This window comes from Streptomyces sp. NPDC111656, from assembly GCF_055656965.1.
The window spans coordinates 479,953-492,099 of record NZ_JBVKCA010000004.1; the positions used below are offsets into that span (position 1 = coordinate 479,953).

Consider the following 12,147-nt stretch of genomic DNA (forward strand, 5'->3'; position numbering starts at 1 on the left):
CGGAGCGCGAGCCCGAGCCCCCGGAGGGGGAAGCGGGCGTCAGGCCAGCACGCGCGCCAGCGCGAACCCGTCGTAGCCCTTGCTGCCCACCGTCTGGATCGCCGTACCGCTCAACTTCGGGTGGGCGGCGATCAGTTCGAGGGCGGCCCGGGTGCCCCGCACGCTCGGTTCGGCGCTGCCCGCCTCGGTGACCCGCCCGCTGCGCACGACGTTGTCGACGACGATCAGGCTGCCGGGGCGGGTGAGCTTGAGGGCCCACTCGACGTAGTGCGGGTTGTTCACCTTGTCGGCGTCGATGAACACGAAGTCGAACGGCTCCGGGTTCTCCTCGGCCAGCTTCGGCAGCGACTCCAGCGCGGGTCCGACCCGCACCTCGGCGATCTTGTCGAGGCCCGCGCGGGCGAGGTTGCGGCGGGCGACCTCGGCGTGCGTGGCGTCGTACTCGAAGGTGATCAGCCGACCGTCGGCCGGGAGGGCGCGGCCCAGCCAGATGGTGCTGTAGCCGCCGAGGGTGCCGATCTCCAGGATGCGGCGGGCGCCCTGGATCTCGGCGAGCAGCTGGAGCAGCTTGCCCTGGTTCGGTGCGACGGCGATCTGCGGCAGCCCCGCGGCGTCGCTGTCGCGCAGGGCCGCCGTCAGTGTCTCGTCGGCGGGGGCGAGGAGGGCGGTGAAGTAGTCGTCGACGTCGTTCCAGAGCTGCGACTCGCTCATGAACCATGCCTTTCGTATGCCTAGTTAGATGTCCTAACTAGTCCCACGGCCCAACCTACACGGCGGGCGCGGAGCCCGGCAGCGGGCGACCCGCGGACTCGGTCATGAACCACACCGCCACGCCACCGACGACGGCCGCGGCCATCATGTAGTAGGCGGGCATCATCATGTTCCCGGTCGCCCCGATGAGCGCCGTGGTGACCAGCGGGGTCGTACCGCCGAAGAGCGAGACGGAGACGTTGAAGCCGATGGACAGCGAGCCGTAGCGGACCTTCGTCGGGAAGAGCGCCGGGAGCGCGGCGGGCATCGCGGAGGTGAAGCAGACCAGCAGCAGGCCCAGTGCGCCCATGCCGAGAGCGACCGCGAGCAGACTGCCCTGGCGGATCAGCAGGAGCGCCGGTACGGACAGGGCGAGGAAGCCGACGCAGCCCGCGGCGATCACCGGGCGGCGGCCGATGCGGTCGGTCAGCGCGCCCGCGAAGGGCTGGACGATCATCATCAGCGCCATCACGCCGAGGACGACCAGCAGGCCGTGCGTCTCGTCGTACTTCAGCTCGCTCGTCAGATAGCTCGGCATGTACGACAGCAGCATGTAGTCGGTGACGTTGAAGACCAGCACCAGGCCGACGCAGAGCAGCAGCGCGCGCCACTGGCCCGCGACCATCTCGCGCAGCCGCACCTTGGGGCGGTCCGCCTCCTGCTTCGAGGCCTTGGCCAGTTCCGCCGCGAACGCCGGGGTCTCCTCGAGGCGCATCCGCAGATACAGGCCGATGATCCCCATCGGGCCCGCGATCAGGAACGGCACGCGCCAACCCCAGGACAGCAGGTCCTCGGTGGACAGGAAGGCGGTCATGAGGGTGACCAGGCCCGCGCCGCCGATGTATCCGGCGAGGGTGCCGAATTCCAGCCAGCTCCCGAAGAAGCCGCGCTTCTTGTCGGGCGCGTACTCGGCGATGAAGGTGGAGGCGCCCGCGTACTCACCGCCGGTGGAGAAGCCCTGGACGAGGCGGGCCGCGAGCAGCAGTAGGGGAGCGCCGACGCCGAACGTGGCGTACGAGGGGATCAGGCCGATCGCGAAGGTGCCCGCCGCCATCATGATCATGGTGAGGGCGAGGACCTTCTGGCGGCCGACGCGGTCGCCGAGCGGGCCGAAGACCATGCCGCCGAGTGGGCGGACGAGGAAAGCCGCGGCGAAGGCGCCGAAGGTGGACAGCAGCTGCGCTGTGGGGTTTCCGGAGGGGAAGAAGACCTTGCCCAGCGTCACCGCGATGTAGCTGTAGACACCGAAGTCGAACCACTCCATCGCGTTGCCGAGGGCCGCCGCCTTGACGGCCCGCTTGACCAGGGCCGGATCGGTGACGTAGGCCTCGGGCGGCGCGGGGGTCCGGGGTCGGGGTACGGCGGGGGTGACTGCTGTGGCGGACGGCAAGGGCATGCCCTTCGTAGGGGACGGGGACGCGGCTCACCCGGAAGTGGGCCGAAAAGCGACCATAGGGGCACTCGTCCGCATCACGTGCCGTAGGCAACTCGATGCATAGTGCAAGTAAATGTGCCGTACGCAGGGGTGTCGGCCTGTTCCCGGGCCGCTTTTCCGGGGCCCCTTTGTGAGCTAAGTCGCGAACGAAGGGGGGAACCGGAACCATGCGCGCACTATCGTCATCCGGACAAAAGGCGGGAGGCCGTCAGGTGAAGAGGGGGTTGCCCGCGTCTCTCAATCTGGGCGTGCGAGCCTCGTAAGGTCCGGATCGGGTCCGGACGCACGGGGCACGCGGGACGAACGGGATGAACAGGGCAGACGGGGTGGGAGGGTCGGCGGGGCGTGGCGAACGTTGAGCACGGCGGGACAGCGGGCAATGCCTTCGGGGTGGGGGCGGCGGAATCGGCGAGAGCGAGACTGCGCGCGATCCGGATCGGGCTGTGGTTGATCGCCGCGGTCCTCGCGATACGTCAGGTCACCGTCGTGCTGAGCACCCCGAAAGGGGAACGGCTGACGGACCTGGAGACCTGGGTCGGACCCAACGGCGTCCTGCATGTGAAGGGATCGCTGTACGACTCGACGCAGTTCACCGGCACCCCCTTCGGAGGATTCGTCCTCAAACCCCTCACCCGCGCCGCCGAACAGGCGCTCGGCTGGGGCTGGACCTTCGGCAGTCTCTCGCTGGTCGTCGTGCTCGGCCTGGTCGTCGCACGCGCCCTGCCCCAGCCGGTGAGCCGGCGCACCGCCCTGCTCGCCGCGCCCGTCGCGATCAGCCTGCTGATGCTGTCGCTGCCGGTGCGCAACGCCCTCTACCTCGGCCAGACCAGCATCATCCCGGTCCTGCTCGTCCTGCTCGGCTGCTTCGCCGTCCGGGGCGAGCGTGCCAGTGGCCTGCTGATCGGTGTCGCCGCCGCCCTGCAGCCCACCATGCTGATCTTCGCGCCGCTGCTCTGGTTCACCGGGCGCCGCCGCGCCGTCGAGTCCACCGCGATCACCTTCGCCGGCCTCGGCGCGCTCGCCTGGGCCGTGATGCCGCACGACTCCACCACCTACTGGGTGCACCACCTGGCGGGCGTCGGCCTCGGCGGGGACGCCGACGACCTCTCCAACCAGTCGCTGCACGGCGCGCTGCTGCGCCTCGGCCTGGGCGGCCCGCTGGAGATCACCCTGTTCCTGCTGCTGGGCGCCGCGGTCGCCGCCGTCGGCCTGCGCCGCGCCATCCGCTACGCACGGGACGGGCAGCTGCTGCTGGCCGTGGCGATCACCGGCTGTGTCGCCGTCGTCGTTTCGCCCACGTCCTGGCAGCACCAGCTGCTGTGGGTGCTGCTCGCGCTGGTCGGCAGGGTCGGCAAGAAGACCTCGGACCGCCCCATGTGGCCCGTCGCCGTCATCCTCGTCATGACGCTGCCCGCGAAGATGATGCTGCCGAACAAGGCGGTGCTCTTCCCGCTGCGCGACAACGTGGTGCTGCTCGCCGCGCTCGCCGCCGCCACGATCGTGCCGTTCCTCTCCCGCACCTCGGAGTACTACCGCGCGCCGATCCCCACCGACTACGCCCGGTCCGTCCCCACCCGCTGGAAGCGGGTGCCGCTGCTCCCCTTCCTGGGCCGCGTGTTCACCCGCCCGAACCTGCTGCTCGAACTGCTCCTGATCCGCGTCGGCTACTCCGCCTACCAGCAGGTCAGGCTCGCCGCGACGGGCGGCACCAACGCGGGCGGCCGGACCACCGCCGAACACCACGGCGACCAGATCCTCTCCATCGAGCGGTTCCTGCACATCGACATCGAGCACTGGGTCAACCACGCCGTGTTCAAGGTCGAGTGGCTGCGGGACTTCTTCGCCTTCTATTACGAGTCGTTCCACTTCGTCGTCCCGCTCACCGTCCTCGCCGTGCTCTACGCCCGCCGCCCCGGCGACTACCGCTGGGCGCGTTCGGCGCTCGGCTTCGCCACCCTGATGGCGCTCCTCGGCTTCTGGCTCTTCCCGCTCGCCCCGCCGCGCCTGATGCCGGGCCTCGGCGTCATCGACACCGTGCACGGCGTGCAGGACTTCTCCAAGCCGGACTACGGCACGCTGACCGCGCTGACCAACCAGTACGCGGCGATGCCCTCGCTGCACTTCGGCTGGTCCCTGTGGTGCGGAGTCGTCATCGCGGTCCTGGCGCCCAAGTGGTGGATGAAGGCGCTCGGCCTGCTGCACCCGCTGCTCACGGTCTCCGCGATCGTGGCGACCGGCAACCACTGGGTGCTGGACGCGGTGGGCGGCGCGGCCGTCGTCGGCGCGGGCTTCGGCCTGACCCACCTCCTCCAGGGGCCGCGCTCGAGGCCGCTGATGAAGCCCGTGGAGGTCAGCAGGAAGGATCCGGTCCCGGCGACGGGCCGTACCCCGAGCTGATCCGGTACTCACCCGGCTCGGTCACCGTCAGCCGCGTGAACTCGCCGTCCCGTGTCAGGCAGCCGCCCGGCGCGCGCAGCCACGGTGAGTACGCGACCCGCACGGTCACCGGGCCGGCCACGGGCACCCGTACGTCCACCTCGGCGCTCGTCGAGCGCAGCACGGAACCGGGCGCCGACACCAGGGGCACGGCGTCGCGCACCCGCAGCACCTGCCAGTTGGCGTCGCTCCACACCGGCTCCAGCCACGCGGGCCGGCTCCTCACCAGTTGCGCCTCCGCCTCGGCGTACCCGTCCGGCTTCGCCGCGGGCAGCACGACGAATCCCACCGCCCAGCGGTCCAGCCAGGCCCGGTAGGTCGCCTCCGAGAAGGTGCCGTCGTAGAAGAGCCGCCCCCGCTCCATGTCCAGCTGGCGGTTCCAGCCGCGCGCCAGGTTCACATGCGGGGCGAGCGTGGAGGCCTCGCGGTGGTTGCGGGCCGGGACCACCTCGACACGGCCGCGGCCGGCGCCGAGCCGCTCCAGCGTCCGTACGACGCCGTGCGTGTCGGCGGCCCAGGCGGGCACGGACGTGGACACCACCAGGTCGGCCACGGTCTTGTGCCCGACCCAGGCGACGGAGAGCACGAGTGTCACCACCAGCGCGACGCGCCGCACCAGGTGCATCCCCGCGGGCGCGGTGAGCAGCGCCGCAAGGAGCGCGGCGGGCGCGAACAGCTCCGCGAACCGCTCGACGTTCGTTCCCACCGGGGAGGCGATCAGATACGTCAGCACGGTCCCGACCGCGTACACGACCCCGCACCAGCGGGCCACCCGCCAGCCGCGCGGGGCCAGCGTGGCGACGGTCAGCCCGAACAGCACGGGCGGCCAGATCCGGTCCAAGGACATCAACTGCTGTCCGTTGAAGGGGAACAGCAGCGTGGTCGCCCCGACGACGACCACCGGCGGCACCAGCAGCGCCCCGGCCCGCACCCGGTCCCGTACGGCGAGATGTCCGGCGCCCACGACCACCAGGAACAGTCCGGCCACCGGGCTCGCCATGGTCGCCAGTGCCGCGTACGCCGCCGCCGACAGAGTCCGCCGCTCGCCCGTCAGCAGCACACAGGCGGCGAGACCGAGGGCGACGCCCAGCGCGAAGGTGGTGCGCCCCGAGGCGACGTTGCACCAGAGCGCGAGCGAGGCCAGCAGCGCGGGGCCCACCGGCCGCGGTATCCCCGTGCGGGCGATCAGCACGGCGGCCAGCCAGGTGGCGGCGAGCCCGGAGACCACCGTCACCGGGCGCACGCCCAGCCCGGCCATCAGATACGGCGAGATCAGGCTGTAGTTGGCGGTGTGCATCCCGCCGTACCAGAAGAGGTTGTACGCCGATCCGCCGTGCCGCGCCACGAACTCCGCCCACGCCACCTGGGCCGCGAGATCACCACCGCCGGTCGCGAGGAAGGCCCACCACACCGCGTACAGCGGCAGCACGGGGAGGGTGACGAGGAGGGGGAGACGGTGGCGGAGCCAGAACGTGTGAAGCGGGCGTCTTCGGCGTACGGCCGGGTGGTCGGGCCGGACGGGAGTCAGCTCGGCAGAGACCACAGTGCACCGGTTCCGTTCGAAGTGTCGGTTGTCTTCGGAGTGGGGGAGGGCTGAGCCACCGGTGAAGACGTGAAACGGAACGGAGACGTTCATCGGAAGTTCGGATGATCGGAGGTTCGTCTCGGGGGAGGCAGGGGCGGGGCGTAGGGGGGATGCCCCTGCCTCCCGCGGGACGGGCCGACGGACACCGGGAGTCCGTCGGCCCGAGCGTGCGGTGCGGTCAGCCGGCGTCGACCTGGAGTTCCTTGACGCCGTTGATCCAGGCGGAGCGCAGTCGGCGCGGGTCGCCGACCAGGGTCAGGTTCGGCATCGCGTCGGCGATCGCGTTGAAGATGAGGTCGATTTCGAGGACGGCCAGGGACTTGCCGAGGCAGTAGTGGGGGCCACCGCCGCCGAAGCCCAGGTGGGGGTTGGGGTCGCGGGTGATGTCGAAGGTGTCCGGGTTCTCGAAGACCTCGGGGTCGTGGTTGGCGGAGGCGTAGAAGATGCCGACGCGGTCGCCCTTCTTGATCTGCTTGCCGCCGAGTTCGGTGTCCTGGGTGGCGGTGCGCTGGAAGGAGACCACCGGGGTCGCCCACCGCACGATCTCCTCGGCCGTGGTCGCCGGGCGGGTGCTCTTGTACAGCTCCCACTGCTCGGGGTGGGTGAGGAAGGCGTGCATGCCGTGGGTGATGGCGTTACGGGTGGTCTCGTTGCCGGCGACCGACAGCATCAGCACGAAGAAGCCGAACTCGTCGGAACCGAGGTTGCCCTCGTCCTCGGCCGCCACCAGCGTGCTGACGATGTCCTTCGCCGGGCACTGCTTGCGGTCGGCGGCCATGTTCATGGCGTACGAGATGAGCTCGGCGGCCGACTGAGCGCCGACCTCCTCGGTGATGGCGTACTCCGGGTCGTCGTACGCGATCATCCTGTTGGACCACTCGAAGATCTTGATGCGGTCGTCCTGGGGGACGCCGATCAGCTCGGCTATCGCCTGGAGGGGCAGTTCGCAGGCGACCTCGGTGACGAAGTCGAAGGGTCCCGAGTGGGCGCGGGCGCCCTCGATGATCGCGAGGGCGCGGGAGCGGAGCCGTTCCTCCAGTGCCCGGATGGCCCTTGGCGTGAAACCGCGTTGCACGATCTGGCGGACGCGGGTGTGCTCGGGCGGGTCCATGTTGAGCAGGATCAGCCGCTGGGCGTCGATCGCGTCGCGCTGCATGTGCTCGTGGAAGCGGATGATCGCGGTGTTGAGGTAGGAGGAGTAGATCTCCGGATGCGTGGAGACGTACTTGACGTCCGCGTGCCGGGTCACCGCCCAGTAGCCCTCGTCCTGGAAGCCGGCCAGACCGGCCGGCTGGGGGATCCAGCGGACGGGTTCGGCCCTGCGCAGTTCGGCGAACTCCGGCAGGGGCACGCGGTGGTGCAGCACATCGGGGTCGGTGAAGTCGAACCCGTCGGGCAGCGCGGGACAGGGCATCGGCTACCACCCACCATTCTGACGGTCCATCAGGAATCCGGAATTGCCGTGAAGGTAGTAACGGGTTCTACAAGTCGCAAGAGGTACGGCGCCCCGAATTCCGTGGGGAGTTGGTGCAGATCACGACTTCGAGCGCTGCACGACCCTTGCGGCGCGGGGGCTCCGATCCGCAGACTGCACACAGAACTGGTACGCGTTCTAGTTCTGCGCGGTGGGTGGGCCGGGACGCCCCGCGCTGCGCGGGTCAGCAGGGCCTGGCCGCCGGACAGGCCTGAGGAGAGGACGAGCCCCCATGGCCGCGGAACCCGTGATCGTCGAAGCCGTACGCACCCCCATCGGCAAGCGAGGTGGCGCCCTCGCCAACCTCCACCCCGCCTATCTCCTGGGCGAGACCTACCGTGAACTCCTCGGCCGCACCGGCATCCACGCCGACTGCGTCGAGCAGATCGTCGGCGGCACGGTGACGCACGCCGGCGAGCAGTCCATGAACCCCGCGCGCACGGCCTGGCTCGCCATGGGCCTGCCGTACGAGACGGCGGCGACGACCGTCGACTGCCAGTGCGGCTCCTCGCAGCAGGCCTCCCACATGGTGGCCAACATGGTCGCGGCGGGCGTCATCGACGTCGGCATCTCGTGCGGCGTCGAGGCGATGTCGAGGGTGCCGCTGGGCTCCGGCTCCAAGCACGGCCCCGGGAAGCCGTTCCCGGACGAGTGGAACGTGGACCTGCCCAATCAGTTCGAGGCCGCCGAGCGCATCGCCCGTAATCGTGGCCTGACGCGCGAGAACGTCGACTCGCTCGGGCTCGTCTCCCAGGAGCGCGCCGCGAACGCCTGGGCGGAGGAACGCTTCAAGCGCGAGACCTTCGCCGTCCAGGTGCCGACCACCGAGGACGAACAGCGGGCCGGACAGGGCATGTGGCGCCTCGTCGACCGCGACGAGGGACTCCGCGACACGTCCATGGAGGCGCTGGCCGGCCTCAAACCGGTGATGCCGACCGCCGTCCACACGGCGGGCAACTCCTCGCAGATCTCGGACGGTTCGGCGGCGATCCTCTGGGCGTCCAAGCGGATGGCCCGCGCGCTGAAGCTGCGCCCGAGGGCGCGGATCGTGGCCCAGGCGCTGGTGGGTTCGGACCCGCACTTCCATCTGGACGGCCCGATCGACGCGACACGCGCGGTGCTGGGCAAGGCCGGGATGTCTTTGAAGGACATCGACCTCGTGGAGATCAACGAGGCGTTCGCTTCAGTGGTGCTGAGCTGGGCGCAGGTCTTCGAACAGGACCTGGAGAAGGTCAACGTGAACGGCGGTGCGATCGCGCTCGGGCATCCCGTCGGGGCGACGGGTGCCCGGCTGATCACGACCGCCCTGCACGAACTGGAGCGACGGGACAAGGAGTTCGCGCTGATCACGATGTGCGCGGGCGGTGGACTGGCCACCGGGACGATCATCCAGCGGTTGTAGTCCACGAGACGAAGGTGGCGAAGGCGGCGGGGGCGATCGTGAGGATCGGTCCCGCCGGGTTCTTTGAGTCGCGTATGGCGATGGTGGTGGCGCAGGGGGTTTCGGCGATCTCTACGCAGGAGCCGCCGGTGTCGGTGCTGTAGCTGGCTTTGCGCCAGGCCAGGGGGCCGAGTGGCGCGCACTCGATGCAGGAGCCGCCCGTGTCGCCGCTGTAGCTCGACTTACGCCACTGGGCGCTGGCCAGGCGTGAGTTGCTCTCCATAGCGTTCCTCCATCACGTGCCGGATCAGCGTCGCCGAGTCCTTGACGGACAGGGCCGCAGCCTGCAGATGATCGTAACGGAGCGACCGGGACTCGACTGAGTCAGGATTCGCGGTCGCATGCCCCGTCTCGTAGCCCTCGCTATAGACGATGGTGGGATCGTTCGAGAAGCGGAAGAGGTCGAACGATCCCGGGAATCCGGCGTGAGTGCCCACCGTGAACGGCAGCACCTGGATGTTCACGCGTGGGCTCCTCTCGAAGGACAACAGTCGCGACAGTTGGCCGCGCATGACCTCCGGGCCGCCAATCTCCTGGTAAAGCACCGTCTCGCTGAACACCGCCCAGAACACCGGCGGCCTGGCCTTCTCCAGGATGCGCTGTCGCGCCAGACGTGCGGTGGTCCGGTTGTCCAGGTCGCTGTCGTCCACGGCGCTGAGCACCGCCCCTGCGTACGCCTCCGTCTGGAGCAGCCCGTGCACCAACTGGGGTTGGAATACCTGGATCTCTGCCGCCCGCGCCTCCAACTCCGCCACCTGCCTGAACCAGGCCGGGAGTTGGCTGCGCAGCACCAGATCCACGAGCCGGGACAGCAGCCCGTCCGTCCCGAGCGCCGCATCCGTGCGTTCGCTGAATTCCGGTGTCGGCAGTTTCCGCGCCGTCTCGATCTGTCCGACCAGGGACCCGGTGTAATTGATGACGGCGCCCAGTTGCTTCTGAGTGAGCCCTGCCGCCTCCCGATACCGTCGCAACTCGAACCCGTAGTAGTCGAGCGGGGATGCGCCCGGGTCGAGGATGTTGATATGGGTCACGTACGGCCCCTCTCGCGCGCAACTCGGTCCACTCCGGGACCCGTTGTATTCGGTCCGTAGCCGAGCGTAGTCGTGCGAGGTCAGTCTCGTAACGTGAACGAACACATTCCCCCCACCCTCCTGGGCCCCCGCCCCGCCCAGTACGCGATGCGGATCACCGTAGGCGCGCATTCGGCCCGGCACATCCGGCGGATCGTCAGGTCGCTGCTGGAGGAGTGGGACTTGGCCGAGCTGGCCGACTCCGTGGAGCTGGCGGTGACCGAGCTGGTCGCCAACGTCGTACGCCATGTCCCGGACCGGCGCTGCGCGTTGCTGGTGCTGCGGCAGACGGCAGGGGTGAGGGTGGAGGTTGCGGACGGGTCCCCGCAAGTTCCCCTCACGCCGCCCGAGTTGTCGCCGGAGGCGGAGGGTGGGCGTGGGCTCGTGCTGCTCGACGCGGTGGTCGACAAGTGGGGTGTGGGGCCCGGGCCCCAGGGCGGCAAGACGGTCTGGTTCGAGTGCCGACCGGCTCGGCCGCCGGGCCAAACCCGTGGGGCTGGGAATCACTCATGGTGATGATGGTCGCGCGAGGGAACCCGAACATCCGTTTTTGTCCCCTGATGATGAGCCTCACATCCAAGTCGCACGACCCCGGGGGCGTTGGTCCCCGGGGTCTTCGTGCGGCCCGAAGGAAGGGGATCGACCGCAGTGAGCAATGAGAAGGCGGCCCGCGAGCAGCAGTACGTCGGTTCGATCGGGCTGATGGCCCCGCTGGACCAGCCGAAGCCGCCACCGGCCCCGGCGCCGGACGAGACGTGGCACTTCGGACGGCACCTGAACGCCGACGAGGAGGGCCAGGAAGGCTACGTGCCGGTCTACGACGGCATGGCCTGGGTGTACTACGGCAAGGGCCACCGCGGTGTGCGGCGGCCGGTGCTGATGTCCGACGGCTTCAATGTGGGGCCGAGCAGTCTGGACGAGCTCTACGACGGATTCGAGCGGGGCGAGTACCCGCTGATGAGCCAGTTGCACGAGCGCGGGCGGGACGCGGTCATCTTCGGCTACGGGGAGCGTTCCGCGTCGATCCTCGACAACGCCGGGTACGTGATCGAGGCGATCACGAGGCTGATCGACGAGCGCACGGGCAAGGAGCCGCTGGTGGTCGGCGGGTTCAGCATGGGTGGTCTGGTCACGCGCTATGCCCTGGCGCGGATGGAGACCCAGAAGATGGACCACCAGACCGGGATGTACTTCTCCTACGACAGCCCCCACCGCGGCGCGTGGGTGCCGATCGGTCTGCAGGCGTTCGCGCACTACATCAAGCGCGGCAACCCGGCCAACAGCGCGCTGTCGGACCAGATCAACAGCCCGGCCTCCCGCGAGCTGATGTGGCGGCACATCGAGACGGTGGACGGCACTCCAGGGCAGGACAAGGCCCGTACCGAGTTCCTCGCCGCCCTGGACCGCGTCGGCGGCTGGCCGATGATTCCGCGGAAGATCGGTGTCGCCAACGGCACCGGGAACGGTCGGGGCACGGGGATCGAGGCCGGCGCGGAAGCGTTCCGCGCCACCGGGATTCTGTTCCCCGGCACCACCATCTACACCCAGTCCGAGGGCGACGACGCCGTGGTCGCCGAACTGAAGGCGAACTTCGGGAAGGACGAGACGATCACCACCGACGGGTTCCCGGAGATCGACGGGGCTCCCGGCGGCACCCTGGAGTCCTTCGGCATCGCCGCCAACACCATCAACAAGCTGATCCCCGGCAGCGCCGTGGCCCCGATCCCCGAGATCTGCTTCGTGCCCTCGGTCAGCGCGGTGGCCGTCCGCGACCTGGACACCACCGCCCTGCTGAACACGAACATCGACGCCCTCGACCCCGACGAGAGCGAACTCGACGCGTTCCTGTGCGCCTCCCAGAACGAGGGCCACACCAAGATCACCGAAGAACTGTGCGAGTGGCTCCTCGACCGGCTGTAGTCCGCCGGGATCCGTGACGAGCACAGCCGCCCGGCC

Annotated in this window: 10 protein-coding genes; 4 read left to right on the forward strand and 6 right to left on the reverse strand. The window is 69.7% G+C overall.

What is annotated here, in order from left to right; translation table 11 throughout:
- Nucleotides 1-39: 39 nt before the first annotated feature.
- Both ACZ7M3_RS15555 and proP read right to left on the reverse strand, forming a co-directional pair.
- On the reverse strand, nt 40-711 hold the full coding sequence (locus tag ACZ7M3_RS15555) for an O-methyltransferase (protein ID WP_472063682.1): 672 nt from the start codon (nt 709-711) through the stop codon (nt 40-42).
- Nucleotides 712-766: 55 nt separating this feature from the next.
- Complete coding sequence (proP, locus tag ACZ7M3_RS15560; RefSeq protein ID WP_472063684.1) at nt 767-2,146, reverse strand: glycine betaine/L-proline transporter ProP; 1,380 nt, start codon at nt 2,144-2,146, stop codon at nt 767-769.
- Nucleotides 2,147-2,530: 384 nt separating this feature from the next.
- Here proP and ACZ7M3_RS15565 point away from each other — a divergent pair, with 384 nt between their 5' ends.
- Complete coding sequence (locus tag ACZ7M3_RS15565; RefSeq protein ID WP_472063686.1) at nt 2,531-4,582, forward strand: bifunctional glycosyltransferase 87/phosphatase PAP2 family protein; 2,052 nt, start codon at nt 2,531-2,533, stop codon at nt 4,580-4,582.
- Here the strand turns inward: ACZ7M3_RS15565 and ACZ7M3_RS15570 are convergent.
- Complete coding sequence (locus ACZ7M3_RS15570; protein ID WP_472063688.1) at nt 4,536-6,164, reverse strand: hypothetical protein; 1,629 nt, start codon at nt 6,162-6,164, stop codon at nt 4,536-4,538. The genes ACZ7M3_RS15565 and ACZ7M3_RS15570 overlap by 47 nt on opposite strands.
- A 220-nt stretch (nt 6,165-6,384) precedes the next feature.
- Nucleotides 6,385-7,620: a cytochrome P450 gene (locus tag ACZ7M3_RS15575; protein ID WP_472063690.1), complete on the reverse strand. Its 1,236-nt coding sequence runs from the start codon at nt 7,618-7,620 to the stop codon at nt 6,385-6,387.
- Nucleotides 7,621-7,912: 292 nt separating this feature from the next.
- On the opposite strand from ACZ7M3_RS15575, the gene ACZ7M3_RS15580 reads away from it, so the two are divergent.
- Nucleotides 7,913-9,082 carry a steroid 3-ketoacyl-CoA thiolase gene (locus ACZ7M3_RS15580; protein WP_472063692.1) on the forward strand — a complete coding sequence of 390 codons (1,170 nt, stop codon included), beginning with the start codon at nt 7,913-7,915 and terminating at the stop codon, nt 9,080-9,082.
- Here the strand turns inward: ACZ7M3_RS15580 and ACZ7M3_RS15585 are convergent.
- Nucleotides 9,066-9,344 (reverse strand): DUF397 domain-containing protein, encoded by a 279-nt coding sequence (locus tag ACZ7M3_RS15585; RefSeq protein ID WP_472063693.1) that lies wholly within the window; start codon nt 9,342-9,344, stop codon nt 9,066-9,068. The two genes, ACZ7M3_RS15580 and ACZ7M3_RS15585, sit on opposite strands and share 17 nt — an antisense overlap.
- On the reverse strand, nt 9,304-10,152 hold the full coding sequence (locus ACZ7M3_RS15590; protein ID WP_472063695.1) for a helix-turn-helix domain-containing protein: 849 nt from the start codon (nt 10,150-10,152) through the stop codon (nt 9,304-9,306). The genes ACZ7M3_RS15585 and ACZ7M3_RS15590 overlap by 41 nt, the downstream gene beginning before the upstream one ends.
- Before the next feature lie 93 nt (nt 10,153-10,245).
- Between ACZ7M3_RS15590 and ACZ7M3_RS15595 the strand changes: the two genes are divergently transcribed.
- Together ACZ7M3_RS15595 and ACZ7M3_RS15600 are read left to right on the forward strand one after the other, a co-directional pair.
- Entirely contained in the window at nt 10,246-10,707 is a 462-nt protein-coding gene (locus ACZ7M3_RS15595) for an ATP-binding protein (RefSeq protein ID WP_472063697.1), read from the forward strand.
- 132 nt (nt 10,708-10,839) lie between these two features.
- A complete protein-coding gene (locus ACZ7M3_RS15600; RefSeq protein ID WP_472063699.1) occupies nt 10,840-12,111 on the forward strand; it encodes an esterase/lipase family protein in 1,272 nt (423 codons plus the stop codon).
- Nucleotides 12,112-12,147 lie beyond the last annotated feature (36 nt).

Excerpts from the sequence above, each read along its gene's own strand:
- ACZ7M3_RS15580 (WP_472063692.1), top strand. The coding sequence starts at position 7,913 with ATGGCCGCGGAACCCGTGATCGTCGAAGCCGTACGCACCCCCATCGGC.
- proP (WP_472063684.1), bottom strand. The coding sequence starts at position 2,146 with ATGCCCTTGCCGTCCGCCACAGCAGTCACCCCCGCCGTACCCCGACCC.
- ACZ7M3_RS15555 (WP_472063682.1), bottom strand. The coding sequence starts at position 711 with ATGAGCGAGTCGCAGCTCTGGAACGACGTCGACGACTACTTCACCGCC.
- ACZ7M3_RS15575 (WP_472063690.1), bottom strand. The coding sequence starts at position 7,620 with ATGCCCTGTCCCGCGCTGCCCGACGGGTTCGACTTCACCGACCCCGAT.
- ACZ7M3_RS15585 (WP_472063693.1), bottom strand. The coding sequence starts at position 9,344 with ATGGAGAGCAACTCACGCCTGGCCAGCGCCCAGTGGCGTAAGTCGAGC.